22 protein-coding genes are annotated in these 24,061 nt (G+C 55.9%); 6 read left to right on the top strand and 16 right to left on the bottom strand.

Annotation, left to right across the window (positions count from 1 at the left end; translation table 11 throughout):
- Positions 1-19: 19 nt before the first annotated feature.
- The 8 genes from ACN0VD_RS00110 to ACN0VD_RS00075 are packed head-to-tail and all read right to left on the bottom strand — an operon-like array spanning position 20 to position 9,741.
- A complete protein-coding gene (locus tag ACN0VD_RS00110; protein ID WP_417590335.1) occupies positions 20-1,231 on the bottom strand; it encodes a class I SAM-dependent RNA methyltransferase in 1,212 nt (403 codons plus the stop codon).
- Entirely contained in the window at positions 1,228-2,631 is a 1,404-nt protein-coding gene (locus ACN0VD_RS00105; protein ID WP_417590333.1) for an NAD(P)H-hydrate dehydratase, read from the bottom strand. The genes ACN0VD_RS00110 and ACN0VD_RS00105 overlap by 4 nt, the downstream gene beginning before the upstream one ends.
- An 8-nt stretch (positions 2,632-2,639) precedes the next feature.
- Complete coding sequence (locus ACN0VD_RS00100) at positions 2,640-3,089, bottom strand: hypothetical protein (protein WP_417590331.1); 450 nt, start codon at positions 3,087-3,089, stop codon at positions 2,640-2,642.
- Complete coding sequence (gene ilvD / locus ACN0VD_RS00095; RefSeq protein ID WP_417590329.1) at positions 3,076-4,797, bottom strand: dihydroxy-acid dehydratase; 1,722 nt, start codon at positions 4,795-4,797, stop codon at positions 3,076-3,078. Before ilvD ends, ACN0VD_RS00100 begins: the two co-directional genes overlap by 14 nt.
- 52 nt (positions 4,798-4,849) lie before the next feature.
- Positions 4,850-5,578 carry an N-formylglutamate amidohydrolase gene (locus tag ACN0VD_RS00090; protein ID WP_417590327.1) on the bottom strand — a complete coding sequence of 243 codons (729 nt, stop codon included), beginning with the start codon at positions 5,576-5,578 and terminating at the stop codon, positions 4,850-4,852.
- A complete protein-coding gene (locus ACN0VD_RS00085) occupies positions 5,575-6,408 on the bottom strand; it encodes a 4-(cytidine 5'-diphospho)-2-C-methyl-D-erythritol kinase (protein WP_417590325.1) in 834 nt (277 codons plus the stop codon). The genes ACN0VD_RS00090 and ACN0VD_RS00085 overlap by 4 nt, the downstream gene beginning before the upstream one ends.
- Before the next feature lie 20 nt (positions 6,409-6,428).
- On the bottom strand, positions 6,429-8,129 hold the full coding sequence (locus ACN0VD_RS00080; protein WP_417590323.1) for a tetratricopeptide repeat protein: 1,701 nt from the start codon (positions 8,127-8,129) through the stop codon (positions 6,429-6,431).
- Positions 8,086-9,741, bottom strand: a complete 1,656-nt coding sequence (locus ACN0VD_RS00075) for an electron transfer flavoprotein-ubiquinone oxidoreductase (RefSeq protein WP_417590321.1) — start codon at positions 9,739-9,741, stop codon at positions 8,086-8,088. The genes ACN0VD_RS00080 and ACN0VD_RS00075 overlap by 44 nt, the downstream gene beginning before the upstream one ends.
- A 137-nt stretch (positions 9,742-9,878) precedes the next feature.
- On the opposite strand from ACN0VD_RS00075, the gene ACN0VD_RS00070 reads away from it, so the two are divergent.
- Positions 9,879-10,646 (top strand): uracil-DNA glycosylase family protein, encoded by a 768-nt coding sequence (locus ACN0VD_RS00070; protein WP_417590319.1) that lies wholly within the window; start codon positions 9,879-9,881, stop codon positions 10,644-10,646.
- On the top strand, positions 10,643-12,385 hold the full coding sequence (locus ACN0VD_RS00065; protein ID WP_417590317.1) for a lytic transglycosylase domain-containing protein: 1,743 nt from the start codon (positions 10,643-10,645) through the stop codon (positions 12,383-12,385). Before ACN0VD_RS00070 ends, ACN0VD_RS00065 begins: the two co-directional genes overlap by 4 nt.
- A gap of 85 nt (positions 12,386-12,470) precedes the next feature.
- Here ACN0VD_RS00065 and ahcY read toward each other — a convergent pair whose 3' ends face one another.
- Entirely contained in the window at positions 12,471-13,925 is a 1,455-nt protein-coding gene (gene ahcY, locus ACN0VD_RS00060; RefSeq protein ID WP_417590315.1) for an adenosylhomocysteinase, read from the bottom strand.
- A gap of 103 nt (positions 13,926-14,028) precedes the next feature.
- Positions 14,029-14,589: a YqgE/AlgH family protein gene (locus tag ACN0VD_RS00055; RefSeq protein ID WP_417590313.1), complete on the bottom strand. Its 561-nt coding sequence runs from the start codon at positions 14,587-14,589 to the stop codon at positions 14,029-14,031.
- Between the two features lie 176 nt (positions 14,590-14,765).
- Here ACN0VD_RS00055 and ACN0VD_RS00050 point away from each other — a divergent pair, with 176 nt between their 5' ends.
- Positions 14,766-15,242, top strand: coding sequence for a peroxiredoxin (locus ACN0VD_RS00050; protein WP_417590311.1), 477 nt, complete (start codon positions 14,766-14,768; stop codon positions 15,240-15,242).
- A 59-nt stretch (positions 15,243-15,301) separates the two neighbouring features.
- Here the strand turns inward: ACN0VD_RS00050 and ACN0VD_RS00045 are convergent, their stop codons facing one another.
- From ACN0VD_RS00045 to ACN0VD_RS00030, 4 genes are all read right to left on the bottom strand, one after another.
- A complete protein-coding gene (locus ACN0VD_RS00045) occupies positions 15,302-17,140 on the bottom strand; it encodes a M2 family metallopeptidase (protein ID WP_417590309.1) in 1,839 nt (612 codons plus the stop codon).
- A 57-nt stretch (positions 17,141-17,197) separates the two neighbouring features.
- The gene (locus tag ACN0VD_RS00040; protein WP_417590307.1) at positions 17,198-17,725 is read right to left on the bottom strand and encodes a hypothetical protein; all 528 of its coding nucleotides are present in this window, start codon (positions 17,723-17,725) and stop codon (positions 17,198-17,200) included.
- A gap of 8 nt (positions 17,726-17,733) precedes the next feature.
- Positions 17,734-18,498 carry an alpha/beta fold hydrolase gene (locus ACN0VD_RS00035; protein WP_417590305.1) on the bottom strand — a complete coding sequence of 255 codons (765 nt, stop codon included), beginning with the start codon at positions 18,496-18,498 and terminating at the stop codon, positions 17,734-17,736.
- 173 nt (positions 18,499-18,671) lie between these two features.
- On the bottom strand, positions 18,672-19,319 hold the full coding sequence (locus tag ACN0VD_RS00030) for a 2-hydroxychromene-2-carboxylate isomerase (protein ID WP_417590303.1): 648 nt from the start codon (positions 19,317-19,319) through the stop codon (positions 18,672-18,674).
- Between the two features lie 80 nt (positions 19,320-19,399).
- On the opposite strand from ACN0VD_RS00030, the gene ACN0VD_RS00025 reads away from it, so the two are divergent.
- The 3 genes from ACN0VD_RS00025 to ACN0VD_RS00015 are packed head-to-tail and all read left to right on the top strand — an operon-like array spanning position 19,400 to position 22,524.
- Positions 19,400-19,852 (top strand): MarR family winged helix-turn-helix transcriptional regulator, encoded by a 453-nt coding sequence (locus tag ACN0VD_RS00025; RefSeq protein ID WP_417590301.1) that lies wholly within the window; start codon positions 19,400-19,402, stop codon positions 19,850-19,852.
- A gap of 5 nt (positions 19,853-19,857) precedes the next feature.
- Entirely contained in the window at positions 19,858-20,967 is a 1,110-nt protein-coding gene (locus ACN0VD_RS00020) for an HlyD family secretion protein (protein WP_417590299.1), read from the top strand.
- Positions 20,968-22,524 (top strand): DHA2 family efflux MFS transporter permease subunit, encoded by a 1,557-nt coding sequence (locus ACN0VD_RS00015; RefSeq protein ID WP_417590297.1) that lies wholly within the window; start codon positions 20,968-20,970, stop codon positions 22,522-22,524. It begins immediately after the preceding gene.
- Here ACN0VD_RS00015 and ACN0VD_RS00010 read toward each other — a convergent pair whose 3' ends face one another.
- Together ACN0VD_RS00010 and rplS are read right to left on the bottom strand one after the other, a co-directional pair.
- Positions 22,525-23,550 (bottom strand): aspartate-semialdehyde dehydrogenase, encoded by a 1,026-nt coding sequence (locus tag ACN0VD_RS00010; RefSeq protein ID WP_417590295.1) that lies wholly within the window; start codon positions 23,548-23,550, stop codon positions 22,525-22,527.
- 82 nt (positions 23,551-23,632) lie between these two features.
- Positions 23,633-24,022 carry a 50S ribosomal protein L19 gene (gene rplS / locus ACN0VD_RS00005; RefSeq protein WP_417590293.1) on the bottom strand — a complete coding sequence of 130 codons (390 nt, stop codon included), beginning with the start codon at positions 24,020-24,022 and terminating at the stop codon, positions 23,633-23,635.
- Between the last annotated feature and the right edge of the window lie 39 nt (positions 24,023-24,061).

The following is a 24,061-nucleotide window of genomic DNA, read 5'->3' as shown; positions in this document are numbered from 1 at the left end:
GCGATCCCTGCGCGGGTGTTCAATCGCGGGTAAAACTCGACACCAGTTCGACATGGGTCGACCATAGAAACTGGCCGACGGGCCACACCTGCCGGAGCGTGTATCCGGCATCGCAAAGCTGTTTGGCATCCCGCGCGAAACTCGCCGGATTGCAGCTGATATAGCAGATATTCGCAACCTCCGATTGGGCGAGCTGAATGATCTGTTCGCGCGCGCCCGCCCGTGGCGGGTCAAGGATAACGGCGTTGAACCGGTTCAGTTCGTCGACGCTCAGCGGTCGCCGAAAAAGATCGCGGTGCTCGCAGAATATCTGACGGGTGGAATGGTTTGCGGCCAACTTCAGAGAGCCAATGGCATCGCGGGCCCCTTCGGCAGCATAGACTTTCTGATTCTCGCCAAGCGCCAGGGCAAATGTGCCCAATCCGGCAAACAGATCGGCAACAAGGCGTGCATCTCCGACGGTCTCCAGCATTGCCGACACGAGCGCTTGCTGCCCGTCTCGGGTGGGTTGGAGAAAACAGCTATGGGGAAAATTGATGGCCGTGCCACCGAGTGTAACCGTCACCGGTTCCGGTTCCCACTGGGTTTCCGGACCATAGCCACCATCAACCGAAAGGCGGGCCAACCCATTGACCTTGGCGAAATCTGACAAGGCTTCGCGCTGCTCCAGTCCCTCCGGTTCGTAATTACCGATCAGCAGGTCGATACCCTGATCGACCAGCGTCATTTCAATATTCATGTCATGCTTGCGGCGGGCCGCGTTTTTGAGAAATTGGCGGAGCGGCGCGACAAGGGCGAACAGTTCAGGTGCCATGATCTCGCATTGTTGCAGATCGACAATCCGGTGACTGCCAGCGCCGCTGAAGCCAAGTTTGAATTGATCACCGAGTTTTGCGGCGCGCAAGCTGGCGCGAATCCGGGTTTTGGGTTGAGATATATGGGGCGGGTGCTGCAATTCTGCCTTCAGCCCCTGCCCTTCCAGCGCATAGGCCACTCGCTCGGACAGAAACCGGGCATAGCTTTCATCATCCAGATGTTGCAGACTGCAACCACCGCAGGACTGAAAATGCTGGCACGGGGCCTCTACATGATGCGGCCCCTTGATCAGTCCTCCGTCTTCATTCAACCGGTCGAGCGGCGCGGAAAAAGCGACATGGCGACCGTCGGAGGTCACGCCATCACCCTTTGCAGCGACACGAAGGATCAGATCGGGATCGGAAGTCGCGGTCATAAACATTCCTGCAATGCGGCGGGGAGGTGGTCGATGAGCATTTCCGGCGTAAAAGCGGGACCAGCCAATATCGCCGCCCTGCTGTGTAGCCATTGACCCTCATATGCTGCCCTATAGCCGCTGACTCCCGTTGCCAAGCGACTTGCGATAACCCCGGCCAACACATCGCCGGTCCCTGCGGTGGATAGCCATGGACAGGATTGCGCCGATATCGATGCTTTGCCGTCCGGGCTGACGATCACGGTATCGGAGCCTTTCAGCAAAATGGAACATCCGGCTTGCCCGGCAAGTTTGCGGCTATCCTCGAGTTTATGGTGCAAAGCGTCCGGCATCAGACCGGAAAACTCTCCCGCATGGGGTGTTGCGATCGTCTCGGCAGCGCGGCCCTTCACCAGATCCATAAATTGCGCTCCGGCAACAGTCAGCGCATCGGCATCCAGAACAAGCGGCGCATCTGCGGCGAGCGCGGTGGTCAATATTTCCCTAGCCCGTTCCTCCCTGCCCAGACCGGGACCCAGGACAATGGCGGAGATACGCTGATCGGAAAGCTTGTGTCGAAGTTCTGCCACGTTGCTCAGCGTCTCTACAACAATGCTGGGATGCGGCGCGACAAAGCCGGCGGGTGCAAAGATTTTAACGTAGCCAGCACCCGATTTCTGGGCAGCCATGGCAGTGAGCTTTGCTGCGCCGGGCATCGCGCCCGCGACCACCGCCACCAGACCGCGGCTATATTTATGATCGTGCGACGTTGGACCGGAAATCCGCGGCCTCGGGAGAATCACGAGATCGCTCTGCGCTGCAATGCCAATATCGATCCCGACCAGATCACCCATTTTCGATCGGGCCGGCTCCAGAAAGTGCGACGGTTTGAAGGCCCCCAGAGCGATGGTGGTATCGAATATAGGAACATCATTGAAACAGGTTCCGTGATCCGATTCTATTCCGCTCGGCATATCGATGGCCACCCGCCGTTTGGCACCCGCAAACAAACGCGACCAATGGTTGAACCAGTCGTCGCCGACGGCACGGGCCAGCCCGGTCCCGAACAGACAGTCGACAAATTGCGCGGAGGGCTTTGCATCGGCCAGTGCCAGTGTTTTTCCGCGCCACAGCGATTTCGCATGCTGTGCCGCTTCGGTCTGCGGATCGAGCGGCGCTGCGACTGAAACATCAACCCCTTTGTCATGCAGCCATTGCGCAATAACATAACCATCACCGCCGTTATTGCCCGGACCGCACAGCACCAGAGTGGGCATATGGGCGGAAATCCGCCAGATTATCTGCGCCGCACCCTGCCCTGCCCGGCGCATCAATTGGTCAACCGAGACACCACTGTCGATCAACCGCTGTTCCGCCAGCTTCATTTCCGCGGCGGTCAGTATTTTTCCGTCGTTCAGCAAGCGTACCTCTAGTTTCCGGCTTGTGCCGGATCTTTATCTGCGGCGGGAGAAACCTCTGCCGACGCTTTGCTTTTCGCGCCGGGTTTAATCTGAGCCGGCAACAGATATCGGTCGGGACCGACACTGACCAGAATCTTTCCGTCTTCGACAATCGATATCTGCGCCTTGTCGAAACCGTCGGCGGCTTCGAGGCCGTGACCGTCGGTCAGGACATTGAAACGGCGAAACCCGCCATCGGGATGGCGAATGATCATCGTAACACCACCCTCACCACTCAGCCGTTCAGTGAAACATTCCCGGGCGAAATCACTGTCGCCATCAATCGCGCATTCGATGTTGCCATCATCACCCGCACGCTCCGCCGCCCGCTCTTCGGCATCGGCCAGCACTGCATTGTCCGGCCTGTTCTCACAGGCGGTCAGCAATATGGTGAGAGCGATGACTCTAGATATCCGCATAGACATGTTTTTCCGCTTTGGCCCCGGGATGGGTTACGGCACCCTTGTAGGCGGGGCCGACGTTTTGCGCATAGCGCCACAACGCACCGGAACCATAATCGGTTTCACGTTGTGTAAAATTCTTCCGGCGCTCTTCCAGTACGGTTTCATCAACTTCCAGATCAATCACGCCCTTTTCAGCGTCGATATTGATCATGTCGCCTTCCTCGATCAGGCCGATAGGGCCGCCGGCGGCGGCTTCCGGACCGACATGACCGATGCAGAAACCACGGGTGGCACCGGAGAAACGACCGTCGGTGATCAGCGCGACTTTCTCGCCCATGCCCTGTCCATAAAGCGCAGCGGTGGTGGCCAGCATTTCGCGCATGCCGGGACCGCCTTTCGGTCCCTCGTTGCGGATAACGACAACCGCGCCCTCCTTGATTTCCCGTTTTTCAACCGCTTCGAACGCATCTTCCTCGCATTCGAAAACCTGAGCCGGTCCGCGGAATTGCAGACGGGCCATGCCGGCGACTTTGACGATAGCGCCTTCTGGTGCCAGTGAGCCGCGCAGCCCGACAACACCGCCGGTTTTGGTTATCGCATGCTGGACATCGTAGATAACCTTCTGGTCGGGATTCCAGGTGATTTTCTCGATATTCTCACCCAATGTCTTCTCGGTGACGGTGATACAGTCGCCATTGATCAGGCCATTGTCCATCATCGTCTTCATCAGCATATAGACACCGCCAGCAGCGTGCATGTCCTTGGCAACATATTTGCCGCCCGGTTTCAGATCGGCGAGATAAGGCGTTGTTTTGAAGATTTCAGCGACGTCGAAAAGATCGAAATCGATCCCGGCTTCGCTCGCCATGGCGGGCAGGTGAAGCGCAGCATTGGTAGAACCGCCGGTGGCGGCCACGACGCGGGCAGCATTGATGAATGCGTCTCTGGTGCAAATGTCACGCGGGCGCAGATTGCTGCCGATCAGGTTCATGATCTGACGGCCAGCGGCCCGGGCCATGTCATCGCGTGTTTCATAGGGTGCCGGTGCCATATTGCTGTTCGGCAGCGACAGGCCAATCGCTTCGGCAACGCAGGCCATGGTGTTGGCGGTGAACTGGCCACCGCAAGCGCCGTGACCGGGACAAGCGACTTTTTCGAGTTCAATCAGTTCCTGCAAGGGGCAATTGCCAGAGCTATGCTGGCCCACTGCCTCGAACACGTCGACGACGGTGACATCATGATCGTGAAACCGTCCCGGAAGGATGGAGCCGCCATAGACAAAAATCGAAGGCACATTGAGCCGCAGCATCGCCATCATCATGCCCGGGAGGCTCTTGTCGCAACCGGCATAGCCGATAACCGCGTCATAGCAGTGGCCGCGAACACTCAGTTCAACGCTGTCGGCAATCACCTCGCGCGAAACCAGAGAGGATTTCATCCCCTGATGCCCCATGGCGATACCATCGGTAACCGTGATCGTGTTGAACCGTCGCGGGGTACCGCCAGCCTCGATAACGCCTTCCCGCGCGGTATCTGCCTGAACGTCCAGCAAGGTGTTGCACGGTGCGCTGTCGTTCCCCGCCGATGCGATACCGACAAATGGTTTTGCAATATCTTCTTCCGTCATTCCCATGGCGTAATAATAGCTGCGCTGAGGAGCGCGTTCCGGGCCAACACTGACATGGCGGCTCGGCAAACGGGACTTATCAAATTTTTCGGTCATTTCGGGTTCCATTATTGCAATTTCCGGATCGTCCTTCCAAAAATTCTGCCGGTTACGCAAGCGCCGTTCTTACTTTATCGCAAGTACGCAATAAAATATCGGCAAATCGACGCTGCCCGGCCTCTTCCATGATTTGATCCTGTCGAATTTCCACGCCAATATAGGGTTGGCCAATGGCTTCGCAGTGCCGGTTCATCGTCGCATTCAGATCCTTACCCGAATAGGGCATCTGATCACCGACCTTGAGAACCCCTTCCTCTTCGAGGAACTGGATCGCGAGTCGCGGTGCCACCGTATATTCATTATACATGATCCCCATATCCCATGGCCGCTTTAATTGCGGGTCTGACCGCAGGGCCGGAGAGAAACTGTGCAGGGAGGCAACCAGAGCGGGCTTTAAATCCGCGATCAATTCGCCGACCCGATCATGATAGGGGGTAAAAAAGCGATCCAGCCTGGACTGTTTTTCCTCTTCCGAAATCCTGTTTCCCGGAATCTCGACACCGTCGCTGCTTTCGACAATGACAGCGGCTTCGTCGGGATAGCGATTGAGATCGACAATCAGCCGGGAAGCGGTGCTGAGAATGGCAAGATATCCGCTGGTCTGGGTCATCAGGCGGGCAATCGGTGCGATACCCGGATCAAAGGCGATATGGTCTTGCAGATATTGCGGGGAGATACCCAGATCAATGTCATCGGGTACATGGCTGGATGCGTGATCCACCACGAGCAGCACGCCCCCTTCCGAGGGGATACCGGATATTTCAAAAGCCTCTGTCATAGAAAACTCCCAATCATCGTCCACGCTCCGGACATTTGTTGCAGACAGTGTCGTTCGGCCTCTTTTGCGTCTGCCGCATTCCAGAACAATGCAAAACAGGTCGCGCCCGAGCCTGACATTCGGGCCAATATCGGCTTCTGTTCCTCAAGCATTTGCAGCAGGTCGGTCAGGACCGGTACCAGCGCTATGGCTGGGGCCTCCAAATCATTTCGTCCATTCCGGGAAACGGACAGAATGTCACCCTCCCCCAGGCCACCACGATCCCGACCATCCCAGGCAGCAAAAATTTCCGCTGTGGAGACCGGGACCATCGGGTTGATCAGCAATATGCTGCAGGACCGCAGACCATCGTCCGGTATCACTGTGAGATCATGGCCTATTCCGGTCCCGCTACACGTCTGGCTCAGCACGCAGGCAGGAACATCAGCACCCAACGGTTTTGCGAGATCGGCCAGGGCGGCAACGGAATGGTCCAGTCTCCAGAACCGGTTCAGTAACCGCAACGTGGCGGCGGCATCCGCCGACCCGCCGCCAATACCCGATGCAACCGGCAACCGCTTGTCAAGATGAAGGCGTGCACCGTGCGGCACGTGAGACATTTCGGCAAGCCGACGGGCAGCCTGCAGGACAAGATTATCCCTAGTGCTCAGCCCTTCGCCAAAAGGCCCGCCGATGGTCAGACCCAGACCCTCACCCGCCTCAACCGAGAGTTGATCGCCCTGGTTGAGAAAAGCGAAGATTGTTTCGATTCGATGATAGCCATCGGGTAGTCTTCTGCGAACGTGGAGGGCCAGATTTATCTTTGCATAAGCTGTTTCGCTGTTCGTCATACCCGGAACTGGATGAGGCATCAGGGCGATACAAGGTCGGGGGTCAGGCCGATGTCAATTTTTTGGGCGAGACGCTGTAAATCCTCGTCTTCTGCAAATAGTTTCGCCGATCTCCAGGCGTAGCGCGCTTCATAGAGACGTCCGACGGCCCAATAAGCGTCTCCGAGATGTTCGTTGATCGTCGGATCCGCTGGTTCGCCTTCGAGGGCGCTCTCCAGATAGCTAACGGCCCGGTCATGGTCACCGGTGATGAAATAGGCCCAACCGAGGGAGTCCGTGATCGCCGGCGATGTCGAGCGCATTTCGTGCGCCTGCTTGATCGCCGCAATCGCCTTTTCCTCATTCTCCCGGCGTTCAAGCTGCGCATAGCCAAGATAGTTCAGGATCGTCGGCGAATTCGGCAATAATTCATTCGCCTTCTCCAAGGATTGCAAACCCTCCGGCCAAATCCCCGCCTGTTCCTGTGCGCTGCCCAAAGCAAGCCAGTAACCGGCCAAAGTCAGATTGGACAGCTGCAGCCTTTCACCCAGCGATACGGCGGATTCAAATGATTTTGCCGCTCCCGTATAATTTCCCTGTGCCTGCTGCGACTGGCCCTTCAAAATGTAAAGTTCAGGAGCATCAGGACTATATTGCAACGCTCTGTCGAGCTGAGCGAGGGCCCGATCATAATGCCTGTCGCCGACGAGGCTAGCGATCTGTGAACTTAATGCCACCAGATAATAGGGGCTTTCAACGGGGATCCGCGCAAATTCGGCTACCGCCAGATCATGGTTCCCTGCCCCGGCATAGGCCCGGCCAAGTGTCAGATATGCATAGTCCGACTTGCCCGCGATCCGTGCGCCCGCCTGTGCCATGACCTGGGACAGAAAATCGGCGCGCTGGTCTATCAGATCGTTTGCTAGTCGCTCAAAAAGAAAGGCAAGACCGAGCGATGGCGTGATTTTTTGTGCGACCCCCTTTTTTTGACCGGCGTCAATCTGCTGCAGCAATTTCCGTTCCGGTCCCGTTGATTCGGACTCCAGGATTTTTTTCGCCGTTTCCGGGTCATTATTCGCCCAGAAATGCCGGGCTGCCGCAACCCGTAGCGGCCCCATCCGGACTTCATCCCGTTGAACGAGTCCAGCCAGCAGGCTGATCGCTTCCCGTTCCTGACGGTTCGCAAGCCTGTTCAATATGGCCTGTTCTTCAAGATAATATTTGGCGGTCATGTCGGTCTGCGCCAGAGAGAGCCTCTCACCAGCATCCCGCCCTCGTGCGGTTGCAAGCCAAGCCTCCAGAAAGGGTTGCATGAACGCGAAATTCTTGAGCGCTTCCAGTTCGACGATCGCAAGATCGGCGCTGTTCCAGTCGCGCTGTGCAAAGGCCGCAGCAAATGGCACCAGTGGCATTTCCGGATCCGCTTTGCCTCGCAACTGCAGCGTCCGGACGGCTTTCACCGCGAGATCAAAATCGCCTGCGTTGATGGCGCTGACAAAGGCTTTGCCGGCGAGCAATTCGTTGTCGGGTTGCTCTTTCAGGCTTTCCGCATAAATCGCGGCAGCGGCCTGCGATTCATGCGATGATTCAGCGAGCCGCGCCGCGACGAAACGGTTGAGGGCCGAGGCACTATCGCCCCGGTTGGCAATCGCTGGCGAAACGGTCAGGCAAGCAACAAGCAGTGCACAAGCACCAAGATTACATATTCGGATAATTTGGACCTCCGCCCCCTTCTGGAACAACCCAGTTGATATTCTGGGACGGGTCCTTGATATCACAGGTTTTGCAGTGAACGCAATTTTGTGCGTTGATCTGGAACTTAGGGTTGCCAGATTCATCCTCAATAAATTCGTAGACACCCGCAGGGCAATATCGGGCCGAGGGTCCAGCGAAAACAGGCAAATTCACCTCGACCGGGATATTGGGGTCTTTCAACTGAAGATGGACCGGCTGATCTTCTTCATGATTGGTATTGGATAGGAATACCGAAGACAGGCGATCAAAGGTAATCACCCCGTCCGGCTTCGGATATTCGATCTTCACGCAATGTTCGGCGCGCTTCAGTCGCGACCAGTCGGGGTGCAATTTCATAGTGAACGGCATTTTGATCTTCAGATGCTCCGCCCACATGTTGATCCCGGAAATGATCGTTCCGAGGAAATCACCATATTTCTCGACCGCCGGCAGAACATTGCGGACAACGCGCAATTCTTCACGGACCCAGCTATTCTCATAAGCGGTACCATAAGCGGCCAGTTCGTCGCTCGTGCGGTCTGCAACAATCGCGTCATAAGCGGCTTCTGCGGCCATCATCCCGGTCTTCATAGCGGTATGCGTGCCCTTGATCCGCGGAACATTTACAAAACCGGCAGAGCAGCCGATCAACGCACCGCCCGGGAAATATAATTTGGGAACGGCCTGGAATCCGCCATCGTTGATCGCGCGGGCACCATAAGACACCCGTTTGCCGCCTTCGAGAATTTCGCGAATTTCGGGATGCAGCTTCCAGCGCTGCATTTCCTCAAATGGCGAGAGATAGGGATTTTCATAGTTGAGCCAGGTTACAAAACCGAGCGCGACCTGATTGTCGGCCTGATGATAAAGAAAACCGCCGCCGTTTGCGCCGTCGCTGAGCGGCCAGCCTTGGGTGTGAATGACCCGGCCCAGCTTGTGCTTGGCGGGGTCAATATCCCACAATTCCTTTACGCCCAGACCATAAATCTGGGGCTCGCTCTCTGCATCGAGCGCAAACTGGTTTTTCAATATTTTGGTCAGGTGGCCACGAGCGCCCTCGGCAAAGAAAGTATATTTGGCATGCAATTCGAGGCCAGGCTGGTAATCCGGTTTGTGGCTGCCATCGCGGGCCACACCCATATCACCGGTAGCGACACCCTTTACCGATCCATCGTCATTGTACAAAATCTCAGCGGCCGCAAAACCGGGAAAAATCTCGACGCCCATATTCTCGGCGCGCTCGGCCAGCCATCGACACAAATTGCCGAGCGAACCCGTATAGGTGCCCTTATTGTGCATGAATGACGGTGTCATGATATGTGGAAACGAGATCTTCTTCTTCTTGGTCAGGATCCAGTGGTGATTCTCGGTTACCGGGCTCTGTGCCAGCGGACAGTCCTCGTCGCGCCAGTCAGGGAACAGTTCATCCAGCCCTTTGGGATCAATCACCGCGCCGGAGAGAATATGCGCGCCGATTTCGGAGCCTTTCTCCAATATGCATACCGAGAGGTCCTTGCCTGCCTCATCAGCCAGTTGCTTGAATCGTATAGCGGCACTGAGACCTGCGGGGCCACCCCCCACTATCACCAGGTCATAAGGCATTGACTCTCGTTCACTCATGTCGCTTTTCCTACATTTCGCACATTTATTCTCATCTACATTCGGTCTGTCGCAAACCGCAACCCTTTGGGCAGAAACCTGCTTTCCCGTCAATTGACCTATTCGTCAACTCATGACTCTATGCATAAATGAATTTAATGACCCCACCAACAGCAAATCCGTCCGCTGATTCGATGATCCAAAGCTTGCAAAACTGGTGGTCCCTTGCTGGTGTCGAGCTGGATTATGCCGACCAACCATCGCCGCTTTTGACTCCCGTTGCAGAAACCCCGGTGATCGCCAGTTCCCCCGTGACTTCCGTTACGACACGCGAACGCGAAGAACCAAAAATTCCGGTTCGGGACAAACCACTCCCCGAGACTTATGACGATTTTCTCGACTGGTTATCCAACAGCAATGATCTGATCGAAGCAAATTGGTCGAAGCGCAGAGTGTTGCCCCAGGGCGTTCTGGAACCGGAAATCATGACCATTTCTGCGCTCCCCGAAAAAAACCGCAATGGCGACGTTCACCTGTTCAATTCCGACAATCAGAAGCTTCTGAACAAGATGCTGGCCGCAATCGGGTGTGATTCGGAAAAATCCTATTCGGCCACCATTTCGGTATCGGCATCCGTCGATGGCAGAATCGACGATCAGTATTGGAATGCGCTGAAAACAAGGATTTTTCATCATATTACACTGGTTCGTCCCAAGCGGATAATCTGTTTTGGTGACCTTGCTGCGAAGATTGTTTTTGGCGAGGATTTACTGTCGGCGCGGAAAAATAAGCAATTTATTAACCATGACTCCTCAAAAACAGAGACGATCGTAACCTTCCATCCACGGATTTTGATCGAGCGGCCATTGTTCAAGGCCGAAGCGTGGAGGGATTTGCAAATGCTGACAAGGATTTCTGCCCCGTGAAACTCAAATTTGCACTGATTGCATCGCTTTTGACCCCTATGGCATCGCCGGCCCTCGCCGATGACGGAGCGGTGCTCTACAATAGTGCGTCGATCGCCAAGGATATTCCGTCACAATTGAAGCGGCAACAATCCGACCATTATCGAGCGCTTTTTTCGGCGATGAGCGCCAATCAGTGGGACACCGCGAAAAACCTGCTGGACACGGCGCCGAACGGACCGCTCAAATCGATCGCACAGGCAGAATTTTTTCTTGCGGCCAACAGTCCGCGCGCAGAGCTCGGCCCCTTGCTGACTCTGGTCAACGAGGCGCCGCAGATACCACAAGCCGCCCAATTGGGCCGTCTGGCGGAAAAACGCGGCGCGCAGCTGCTCCCCAGCCTGCCACAGCGCCGGAATCTTTCATGGGTGCCCGGCCCTCCTATCCGGTCAAAGCCGGATGAGGTGAGATCGGACAGCGCTGCCAATGGCGTGCGCGGCCGGATCATAGATTTTATCAAACATGACAATCCCCAGGGCGCAGAATCACTGCTGAATGCCAGCGCGATGAACATGACGCCCGAAGGCCTTACGGAACTACAACAGCGCATCGCCTGGTCCTATTATATCGAAAATGATGACGGATCCGCCTTGCGTTTGGCTCAGCAGGCACAGAATGGCGCAGGCGAGTGGGTCGGTCATGCCCACTGGGTTGCAGGACTGGCTGCCTGGCGGCTTAACGATTGTCAGTCGGCGAGCCGCTCTTTCGAACAAGTCGGACGGTCCGCTGCCAATGTCGACCTGAAAGCAACCGGACTCTACTGGAGCGCACGGGCCGATCTGAAATGTGGCCAGCCGCAAAAGGTACAGGGCAAATTGCAGGCCGCAGCGCGTTACGACGAAAGCTTTTATGGCATGCTTGCCGCACAGACTCTGGGAATGGAACCAGCTCAGTCGGAACAGACGAAGCTGTTCGAGAAATCGGATTGGCGGACGCTGGAGCGGCATGAAAATGTCCGCGCGGCCATCGCGCTGGTGGAGATTGGCGAAGAGCGGCTGGCCGATGAAGTGCTGCGGCATCAGGCCACCATCGGTCCGGATGCCGATCACCCTGCCCTGATCAAGCTCGCGCGCGAACTGGATCTGCCGCGAACCCAGTTGTGGCTCGCGCATAATGCGCCACGCGGCATGAAACCCGACGCCCAGGCGCGTTTTCCGGCTCCGAAGTGGAAACCCGATGGCGGATGGCGGGTCGATCCGGCACTCATCTATGCCCATACATTGCAGGAATCCGGATTTCGCAGCCAGGTGGTCAGCCCCGCCAATGCCATCGGATTGATGCAGGTGCGGCCGGGAACCGCCGGCGATATCGCCAGAGCCAACGGCATGCATTTCAGCGAAGCCGATCTCTACAAACCCTCTACCAATCTGGAATATGGCCAGTCCTATCTCGAATATCTCGGAAAATCATCGATCACCGGCGGCAAGCTGCCAAAGATTGCGGCGGCCTATAATGCCGGCCCGGGCGCAGTTCAGCGCTGGAACACGGAAATACGGGACAATGACGATCCGCTATTGTTCATGGAAAGCATCCCCTATGTAGAGACCCGTGGCTATGTCTCGATCATCCTGCGCAACTACTGGATGTACGAAAAACAAGCCGGTATCCAGTCCGTCAGCGCCCGTGCGCTATCCCAAAATCACTGGCCTGAGTTTCCCGGCCATCCGGACGGTCACAAAATCCAGTTTACTTCTCGCTAGGCTCCCGGTCCCAAACTCCAGACAGCAAAAAGCCGGACCGTGATTCTCACACTGCCCGGCTTTTCATTTCAGAATATCTTGTCGCCTAGTAGCGATAATGGTCCGGCTTGAACGGACCTTCGACCGGAACGCCGATATAATCGGCCTGTTCCTGGCTAAGCTTGTCCAGTTTCACGCCGAGTTTCGCAAGATGGAGTTCCGCGACCTTCTCATCAAGATGTTTCGGCAGGACATAGACGTCATTTTCATATTGCTCGGGACGCAGCCACAGTTCGATCTGCGCCAGCACCTGGTTGGTGAAGCTTGCCGACATGACAAAGCTCGGGTGACCGGTTGCGCAGCCCAGATTGACCAAACGGCCTTGGGCAAGAACGATCAGTTTCTTGCCATCCGGGAATTTGACTTCATCGACCTGCGGCTTGATTTCGGTCCATTCCATATTCTTCAACGCACCGATCTGGATCTCGCTGTCGAAATGGCCGATGTTACAAACGATCGCACGGTCTTTCATGGCGCGCATGTGATCAACCGTGATGACGTCCTTGTTGCCGGTTGTGGTGACGAAAATATCGCCGCGCTTGGTGCCTTCTTCCATGGTGACGACTTCAAAGCCCTCCATGGCTGCCTGCAGCGCGCAGATTGGATCGATTTCGGTTACGAGCACGCGGGCGCCGCCGTTGCGCAGCGACTGGGCCGAGCCCTTGCCAACGTCACCGAAACCGGCGACGACCGCAACCTTGCCCGCTAGCATGACGTCGGTTGCACGGCGGATCGCGTCGACCAGCGACTCTTTGCAGCCGTAGAGATTGTCGAACTTGGACTTGGTCACACTATCGTTGACGTTGATCGCCGGGAAAGGAAGCTTGCCGATTTTGGCCAGTTCGTAGAGCCGGTGAACACCGGTAGTGGTTTCCTCCGAAACGCCCTTGATATTTTCAACCGTCTTGGTCAGATAGCCGGGACGTTCGGCAAGAAAACGGGTCAGGGTGGCGACGAAGACTTCTTCTTCTTCATTGCCTGGTGTGAACAATTTTTCACCCGCTTCAACCCGCGCTCCCCAGAGAGCAAACATCGTGGCGTCGCCGCCATCATCGAGGATCAGATTGCAGGTCTGTTCCGTCCCCCAATCGAAAATTCGTTCAACATAAGCCCAATATTCTTCCAGCGTTTCGCCCTTGATTGCAAAAACCGGCGTTCCACCGTCTGCAATCGCTGCTGCGGCGTGATCCTGGGTCGAGAAAATATTGCACGATGCCCAGCGCACTTCCGCGCCGAGATGGAGCAGCGTTTCGATCAACACGGCGGTCTGGATGGTCATGTGCAGCGAACCGGTGATCCGGGCGCCTTTCAAAGGTTGGTCTGCGCCAAATTCTTCGCGCAAAGCCATCAGACCCGGCATTTCGGTTTCGGCTATTTCAATCTCTTTGCGACCGAAATCGGCGAGGGAAATATCCTTGATTACATAATCCTGGGTTGCGGTGGCCACGTCGTATCTCCTTGAAAAACGAAATGCCGCACGGGCGATCCTGTGCGGCAACATGGCATTTCAATAACGCCTTGCGGCCAGTGAAGCAAATATAAAGATCTCTTTATATTTGATATTTTGTGACGCTGGATTCCCGCATACCGCAACAATCAAAAGGTCAGGCGCTACCAAATCCGTTGGACAGCTTCGACGGATCAATGCCCAGAGCTTTCCAGGCCATCAGCCATTTATCACCCGAACTCGTCTCATACAGCCAATCGGGAGACCCCTCGGCGATTGTCCAGCCATTCTGGGTCAATTCGCTTTCCAGCTGTCCTTCGCCCCATCCGGAATAGCCAAGTGCGATGATCCAATGTTTCGGACCTCGACCCTGGGCAATTGCATTGAGCATGTCGACAGAGCTGCTCAGTCCCCAACAATCCCCCACCTGGAGCGTATCGGACATATTGATATCGAGACTGTGGAGAATGAAACCGCGCTGTGTTTCCATCGGGCCACCCAGAAAGACATCGCAGTTTGGCGCTTTGGCTGTGTCGATATCAAACTGCCCGAGGATATCGTGGAAACTGATACCCTCTACCGTCTCGCTGATGTTGATGCCCAAAGCGCCATTTTCATCATGGGAACAGATCGCCACCACTGATCGGGCAAACCGTGGATCCGCCATTCCGGGCGTGGCAAGAAGAAATTGTCCGGAGAAAAAGACGGGATCATGCATTGGCAACAGCATAGCAATGCAATTATCCGCTGCCCATCGTAAAGTTACCCTGATTTCATTTCGCTCATTTGGCTGGCTGATTTGTTTGCGAGCTTGGCTTGCAATTTCATGCGGTTGTCACCACTAATGACAATAGAGGCAAGCATTCTTATCCCAATCAAAACAAGGAGCAGAAGATGATCAACAAAGGCGATAAAATTCCCGAAGTGAAACTGGTCAAGGCGACCGCAGACGGCCCGCAGCAAGTGAATTCCAGCGAATATTTCGCCGGCAAGAAAGTGGCGCTGTTTTCTGTTCCTGGCGCATTCACGCCAACCTGCTCCGCGAAGCATCTTCCCGGCTATGTCGAAAAAGCGGCCGATCTGAAAGCCAAAGGCGTGGACGAAATCGCCTGCACCGCCGTCAACGATGCGTTTGTTATGGGCGCTTGGAACAAGGCAGCCGGTTCCGAAGACGTCACCATGCTGGCCGATGGCAATGGAGAATTTGCCCAAGCGGTTGGCCTGACCATGGACGGTTCCGGCTTTGGCCTGGGCCAGCGCGGCCAGCGTTTCTCGATGATCGTCAATGACGGTGTGGTAGAAGAACTGAACGTCGAAGCACCGGGCGATTTCAAGGTCAGCGCAGCGGAATATATGCTCGACCAGCTTTAAGCCAAATTAATCAAATGAAAAGCCGGCGGGAACATGGGTTCCCGCCGGCTTTTTCATGCTTACCATCCGCAGATTTTGCCCTTATTTTCTTCCTGCAACCAGTCCATCAACGGCGCAAAATAACTGATCATTGCCGATCCATCCATTTCCCGTTTGCCGGTAAAGGCTTCCAATGCATCGGGCCACGGCTTGGATGCCCCCATTTCCAGCATCGCGTTCAGCTTCGCACCAACCTGCTTGTTGCCGTAGAAGGAACAGCGGTGCAGCGGACCTTTCCATCCAGCCTCATCACAGGCGGCCTTGTAAAACTGGAATTGCAATATGCGGGCGAGGAAATAACGCGAATAGGGTGTATTGCCCGGGATGTGATATTTTGCGCCGGGGTCAAACGCATCGGCGGGTCGATCAACCGGCGGGGTAATACCCTGATATTCGAGCTTCAACCCGTGCCATGCGGTTGTGTAATCCGCCGGCTTGATGCTGCCCTCGAAAACGCCCCAGCGCCATTTGTCGACCAGCAAGCCGAATGGCAGGAAGGCAACCTTGTCCATCGCCTGACGCAGCAACAGGCCGATGTCCTTGTCCGCGCTCGGCACTTTTTCGGCATCCAGCAAGCCGACCTGAACCAGATATTCCGGTGTGATCGACAGTGCGACCATATCGCCGATCGCTTCGTGGAAGCCGTCATTGGCTCCGTCGAGATGGAGATAGCTCTGCTTGTTATAGGCGCGCTGGTAATAATTGTGGCCCAGTTCGTGGTGGATGGTGGTGAAGTCATCACCATTGACCTTGATGCACATTTTGATCCGGATATCGTCGACATTGTCGATATCCCACGCGCTTGCATGGCAGACGACTTCGCGGTCAGCCGGTTTTGTGAACAATGATCTTTTGTAGAAGGTATCCGGAAGGGGATCGAAACCAAGCGAAGAGAAGAAGCCCTCGCCTGCCTTGACCATCTTCATCGCGTCATAATCTTTCGCGACCAGCAATTCGGTCGTGTCGAAGCCGATGTCACCGGCTCCCTCCGGTGCGACGATATCATAGATATTGCCCCATTCCTGCGCCCACATATTGCCAAGAAGATCGGCGCGGATCGGGCCGGTTTCCGGCTGCACCGCGTCACCATATTTTTCATTCAGCTTGTCGCGCGTGTAGCAATGGAGCTGGTCATAAAGCGGTTTGACCTGCGCCCATAGCTTGTCGGTCAGCTTGGCAAAATCATCCGCCGGCATGTCATAGCCCGACCGCCACATCGCGCCGACATCGGCAAAACCGAGTTCCTTTGCGCCTTCGTTCGCGATCTCGACCATGCGGGCATAGTCATCCTTCATCGGCGCGCCGACATTGTCGTGCCAGCTTTCCCACATTTCGGCGAGTTCTTCGGGGTTGCGATTCGTACCCATTGCCGCTTCGATGTCGGAACCGTTGATCGGCTCCCCGTTGAGAGTGCCTTTGCCCTTGCCATATGCCGAGTTCAGCTTGGTGGCGATTTCGTTCAACTCGGTCGCTGCGCCCTCCGTCGTTGGCGCCGGGAGAACAATTCCGCCACGCAGTTTGTTCAACTTGCGACGGGTGACGGCATCAAGACCGTCAACGTCGTTGAATTTGGCAGCTTCAATCGCGGCTTCCACCGACATGGTCGTACCTTGCGCCCCCACCTTGGCGGCGAGCGCGTCCGTGTCATCGGTAATAAAATTTGAATTGATCCAGTAGGTGCGAGCGGCATCTATCGAAAAATCGAACAACTCTTTTTCGGTTTGTGCGACAAATTCCTTGGCATCTGCGGCTGTTGGCGCGGCGGTTTCTTCCATGCCATCATTTTCATGATGCTTGGCCAGTGCCGGCGTGGACAGGGCCATGGTGGCGATTGCGACGATCGAAGCTGCGGTTTTCATATTGTCATCCTCAACAGTGGTTATTTTGGTTGGAATTGAAACTTTCTTGGCGGTCGGTCAAGTCCGCGTTTCGCGCCATCGCCAGACAAGCCCGACCACCATCATAACGGTGCCAACAATCCAGGCGACGACCTTCACCGGTTTTACCAGCGCCGCGGTGGCGGCGAGCATGTCGCTACCCTGGCCACGAACAAGCTGGATCAGTTGGCTGACGGTTTCAATATAATCGGTCAGGCCAAAGAGAAAATAGACCAAAACGCAGAACAGACCGACTTTCTTCAGCGTCGGCGATTTGGCACTCTGCCATAGGAGCCGTCCGCCGATAATCCCGCCTGACATATACAAGGTGATGAAGATAAGGTCGGCGATCATGCCCCAGCGAGCGAGATCGAGCACGCCGGCATCGGCCCAGCTTTGCTGGATCGCGTTCACGCGCAGCGCTGTTGCGGCGCTTTGGTGATCAAGAATCCCATCGGGAGCAACATCCGTCGCCAGCACTCCGCCCGATAGGACAAGATAGATGAACAAAGCCATCCCACCGCCCCAGAATATCCAGAAATTCCGCCAGCTATACAATGTCGCCATGTTTCCTCCTATTCGATCAGAAAGCGTAGCATCTCCTGACCCATTTCTGTTTTGGTAACACTACTCATGTGCGTGCCGGGAATGGCCACATGTCGCCCCCTGGCCAGAAGCGCGGTCAACTTCTCCGGGTCCCCATTGTCACGATCATCCGACCCGCAGAGCACCAGAACCGGCATTTCAATAGCCGACAACTGCTCCGCTTCCAAATCAGCGAAGGTCTTGAGCAATTGGGAAGCCGCGACCGGATCGATCTTCTGGCTTTTCATGAACTGGATCGCCATCCAGTGGGGGTCGCCGCGTTTGGCCGTGTCCCTGAGCCGGATAGCTTCCTGAAAAAACTCCTGACGCCGTTCCCATCCGGACAGCCCTTCCAGCCCCATGCCTGCCAAGATCGCCTTGGCCGGCTTTGCACCGGTTACGAGCAGCTTGGCCGTCGTCCGGGCACCGAGCGAAAAACCGCCCAGATCATAATCTTCCAAGTGCAGATAGGCGATCAATGCACGCACATCCCTGACCAGAACATCTGGGGGGTAAGCCGCCGGATCATGCGGGGATTCGCTGTCGCCATGGGCGCGCAGATCGGGCATGATGACCCTGAACCCCGCATCCGCCAGCACCTGCGCATGACCGAATTTGATCCAATTGGTATGGGCGTTGGAAAACAGGCCATGGAGCAGGATGACCGGGCGATTGCCTTTTTCGGCTTCGCCCATTTCATGGATTTTGAGATTTACTCCGTCAAAGGATGAAAAGTCCCAGTTTTTTGCGTTCATCAATTGGCTTTCATCATCCAAAGTTCATCAAAGTTCAGGCCAAGGAAAGGTTTTTTGGTAACGCCCATTTTGATCCGATAGGGTGGCCATGAACAGAATAGGCTGCCAGCAAATAATTGTCAGCCGTAAGCCCAGCTTAGTGTTTTAACCCGAAGTAGGAAAGGGCCAAAAAACTAGCGTTTTTCCAGGCCCTTCTGCTTCATCCGCCAGACCGCCAGTTCAATCCGGTCCTGCCCGAAAAAGGGTTCTCCCTCGAACACCAGCGTCGGCACGCCCCAATGGCCTGCTGCTTCCAGTGCAGCCTGATTCTCGGCAATTTCCGCATCCAGTCCTTCGGCCTGGGTTGAGGCTTCGACCTGCAATTCGGTCAGATCCAGTCCGGCGCGCTCCGCCGCCTTTTCCAGATGGTCGCCTTCATGCCAGCCAGCAGTCCCGCCCCAAATCAACTGGGACACCTCATTGGCAAATTCGAGTCCCTTGCCACGCCGGGAAGCCGCCTGCCCCATCCGGGTCAGTTCGAAAATATAGGGCTGTTCGGCGGCAATCTTGCGGGTCGCGATATCCTGCACTATCGGATCGGGATTGGGCGGTGCCAACGGGATGCCCATAAATTGCGCGACGCGAAATATATCCTTGAATACATAGCCGAGCCAGTTGGGATGATTCTTCTCGAAAAAATCCGGCTCGCGGATCGCCAGCGGATAAACGAACCGTTGGTTGATCTGCAGATCATATTCCTGGGTTAGGGCTACATAACGCCGCGTCGCGAGATAGCTGTAAGGCGAGCGGAAGGACCAATAAACGTCTGCTTTCAATGTCATGACGATATCGTACCCTAGATTGCATTCTTCGCAAGTCTAATTGTTTGCGATTAGTAAGCATTGCTATTATATCGGTGCTTATGAGTGAAACGATCGGTTTTCTGATTCACGACACGGCACGTATGTTCCGCAGGGAACTGAACGAGCGCATGCGCCATAGCGGCATAACCGGGATGCAATGGCGCCTGCTTGCCTATCTGGCCCGTAACGAGGGCTCCAACCAGAGCAAGCTCGCGGAATTTCTGGAAGTCGAACCGATAACCCTGTCCCGGATGATCGATCGTCTCGTCGACGCTGGCATGCTCAGCCGCCGCCGGGACCCCGATGACCGCCGTGCGTGGTGCCTGTATCTTGAGGCGAAAGCATTGCCGCTAATCGATGAACTGCGCGCGGCATCCGCACTTCTGGCCAATGAAGCGCAGGACGGGCTGAGCGCGGATGAACGCACACAACTGGCCGGGCTGGTAGAACGCATACGCCAGAATTTGTCGCGCAAGGCATGTGATACAAAACAACCGGAGCAGGGAGCCTGATGGACATGCTAGAATCCCGGAATATAGCCGAACAGGACGATTCCCCGGAAGCCCTGACCGACGATGATCAGGACGGGGTCGCCAACGGTGACAACCTTCCCGCCCGGGCGAAGCGTCGCTGGGCACGCTGGCTGGTCATGGCGAGCGTGCCACTGGCCCTGATCGCTATCGCCGCATATTTCTGGCTGACCAGCGGAATGAGCGTGTCGACCGATAACGCCTATGTCCAGCAAGACCAGGTGTCGGTTGCGGCCGAAGTGGGTGGCCGGATCATCGAGGTCAATGTCGGCGAAAATGACATCGTCAAGGAAGGCGACATCCTGTTTCGGATCGACCCTGCCCCCTTCGAGATTGCCCTTGCACAGGCCAATGCGGCCATCGCAAGCGCGGAAGTGCAGGTCGCGGCCTTGCGAACCAGCGCCGCGGGAAGCAATGTCGACATTTCCGCTGCGCGGGAAAATATCGGATTTGCGGAGGTCACCCTTGAGCGCCAGCGCGCACTGATGGCGCGTGGCTTCACCACCAAAGCCGCCTATGATGCCGCCGAGCATGCTGTCCGACAGGCACGCGAGGAACTGCGTCAGGCCCAGGCAGACGCGGCGGAAGCCCACAGTCTGGCGGCCAATGCCCGTTCCATGCCGGGCGAGAATCCCGCAATCGCAGCAGCGCGAGTCCAGCGCGAACAAGCCCAGTTGAACCTGTCTCGTACTATCGTTCGGGCGCCATCCTCCGGACGCGTGGCCCAGGCGGATCGTTTGCAGATCGGACAGATGATGGTCAGCGGACTCCCTGCTCTCACTATTGTTGCGGACCAGAAAAGCCGGGTCGAAGCCAATTTCAAGGAAACCGACCTTACCGAGATGGAAGTGGGCCAAAAGGCCGAAATAACATTTGATGCTTATCCGGATATCAAACTGAAGGGCCATGTCGAAAGCATCGGAGCCGGCACAGGCAGCGAGTTTTCGGTACTCCCGGCACAAAATGCAACCGGCAACTGGGTCAAGGTAACCCAACGGGTACCGGTGCGAATTGCGATTGATGATCCCTCTCCCCGTCCGCTGATCGCAGGGCTCTCCGCCGAAGTGACCGTCGATATCCGCTCCAAGGGCAAATAAATGGCCTCCGCCGCCGCTGCTGCCGACGATTTCAGGCCGGAAATCAGCATCACGCCCCTCAACCGCGCGCTTTTGACCGTTGCGGTTATGGGCGCTTCGATCATTCAGATTCTCGACTCTACGATCGCCAATGTTGCGCTGCCGCATATGCAAAACAGTCTCAGCGCGTCACTGGACACGGTAACCTGGGTCCTCACCAGCTATATTATCGCTTCCGCTATTGCCATGCCGATCACCGGCTGGCTCGCGGACCGGATCGGCGGGCGGCAGCTTTTTCTGATCTCGGTTAGCGGTTTTGTTCTCGCATCTATGCTCTGCGGACTGGCCACCAGTCTGGAAGAAATGGTTGTCTTCCGCGTCTTGCAAGGCATCAGTGGCGCCTTCATTGCGCCGCTGGCGCAGACGGTCATGCTCGACATCAATCCACCGGAACGGCATGCCCGTGCGATGGCGATATGGGGCATGGGAATCATGATTGGACCGATCATGGGACCGATTATCGGTGGATGGCTGACGGAAAATTATAGCTGGCGTTGGTGCTTTTACGTCAATGTGCCGATCGGTGCAGCGACTATCGCAGCGCTATGGGCACTATTGCCCGAAAAGCCGGTGTTCCGACGAAAGTTCGATCATCTCGGCTTCTGGGCGCTGGCCGTCGGACTCGGCAGTCTCCAGCTTCTGCTCGACCGGGGCACCCAGCTTGACTGGTTTGACAGTTGGGAAATCCGTATTGAAACGGCGATTGCCATCGCTGCATTCTGGGTTTTCGCGGTGCAAATGGCGACGTCCAAGACCGCCCTGTTCGCAAAAGAAATGCTGACCAACCGCAGCTTTGCCACCAGCCTTTTCTTCATGATCGTCATTGGCGTTGTGATGTTTGCCAACATGGCGTTGCTGCCGCCGATGATACAGAATCTGTACGACTATCCGGTGATCGACACAGGACTTCTTTTGGCACCCCGGGGTGTCGGCATCCTGCTCAGCATGGCAGTCGCTGGCAGGCTGGTCGGGAAAGTTGATGCCCGTCTGCTCGTCGGCACCGGATTTTCAATTGCCGCATTTTCGATGTGGCAAATGAGTCAATGGTCGATGGAGATGGACTGGCGTCCATTTGTGATCAGCGGCCTCGTGCAGGGGCTTGGCATGGGACTGGTCTTCATTCCGTTGAACACACTGGCCTTTGCCTCATTGCCACCGCATCTGCGTACCGACGGGTCTAGTCTGCTTAACCTGTTTCGGAGCATCGGTGCGTCGGTTGGCATTTCGATCGCATCCGCAATGCTGGGCCGAAATATCCAGACCAGCCACAGCGATCTTGCCTCCCACCTCACCGGCTCGTCCATCAACAATGTTGATGCCAGCACCGCCGACCGGTTTCAGGGCCTGGGCGACCAGGCACTGATGATGGTCGACGCACTGGTCAACAAACAGGCGGCCATGATCGCCTATCTCGACGATTTCTGGGCGATGATGTGGGTCACCATCGCGGTCATTCCGCTGGTTCTGCTGTTGCAGAAACCCAAGCCGGGAGCGGAAGCCGGACCGTTGATGGAATAACTAGCCTTTTTTAAGATGCTTGCGGCCGAGCAATTCCGCGATCTGCACCGCATTGAGCGCCGCACCCTTGCGGAGATTGTCACTGACACACCAGATGTTCAGGCCGTTTTCAACCGTCGGATCTTCACGCACGCGGCTGATGAAGGTTGCGCCGTCGCCGACACATTCGACCGGGGTGACATAGCCTTCGTCCTCGCGTTTATCGACCAGCATGATGCCGGGAGCATCGCGGAGGATTTTCTGTGCGTCTTTGGCGGACAATTCGTTTTCAAACTCAATATTGATCGACTCGCTGTGACCGACGAATACCGGCACGCGAACACAGGTAGCGGACAGCTTGATCTTCGAATCGAGGATTTTTTTGGTCTCAACGACCATTTTCCACTCTTCCTTGGTCGAGCCGTCGTCCAAAAACACGTCAATATGCGGGATCACGTTAAAGGCGATCTGCTTGGTGAAGACATGGTTTTCCTTGGGGTCACCGACAAAGATAGCACGGGACTGTTCGAACAGTTCGTCCATACCGCCCTTGCCCGCACCGGAAACCGACTGATAGGTGGATACGACCACCCTCTTGATCGTCGCCGCATCGTGCAATGGCTTAAGCGCGACAACCATCTGTGCGGTCGAGCAATTGGGATTGGCGATGATATTGCGCTTGGTATAGCTGCTGATCGCCTCTGGGTTCACTTCAGGCACGATCAGGGGAACATCCGGATCCATGCGATAGAGCGAGCTGTTGTCGATCACCACGCAACCGGCGGCCGCAGCCTTGGGCGCATATTCCTTGGTCGGGCCCGAACCGGCTGCGAACAGAGCAATATCCCATCCCGCAAAATCGAAATGCTCGATATTCTGCACCTTGACCATCTTGCCTGTGTCACCGATTTCAATTTCGCTACCCTGCGAGCGGGATGAAGCGACGGCGGCAAGCTCATCATAAGGAAATTCACGCTCAACCAATATATTGAGCATTTCGCGCCCGACATTGCCTGTGGCCCCGACAACTACAACTTTGTAACCCATGAAACTTTTCCTGTTGCTGATATTAAAACAGCCGGTTTTCCTGTGGGAGAACCGGCTGTTTGAAACTTTTATGAAGCGTTGGTTATTTTGCTTCAGTGCCTTTCGCAGGCTGGTTCAAACGGCGCTCCGCAATACGGGCCCGTTTACCAGTCCGCCCGCGCAGATAGTAAAGTTTCGCACGACGCACGATACCGCGGCGAACCACGGTAATGCTTTCGATGTTCGGGGAATAAAGCGGAAACACACGCTCTACGCCTTCGCCGAACGACATTTTGCGTACGGTGAAGTTTGAGCCCATCCCGCGATTGGTCCGTGCGATGCACACACCTTCAAAATTCTGGGTACGAACGCGCTCGCCTTCGACGACGCGGACACCGATCCGCAGCGTATCGCCAGCGCGGAATTCGGGGATTTCTTTTGATGCTGCAAAAGATTCTACAGCTTCTTTTTCCAATGTCTGAATCAGGTTCATGACCTATTCCTTATCTTTATCTTTTTCCTGCGCACCAGA

This window comes from Parasphingorhabdus sp. (assembly GCF_048267785.1).
In the GTDB taxonomy this organism is placed as follows: domain Bacteria; phylum Pseudomonadota; class Alphaproteobacteria; order Sphingomonadales; family Sphingomonadaceae; genus Parasphingorhabdus.
This window is presented reverse-complemented; position numbering and strand designations above follow the sequence as displayed.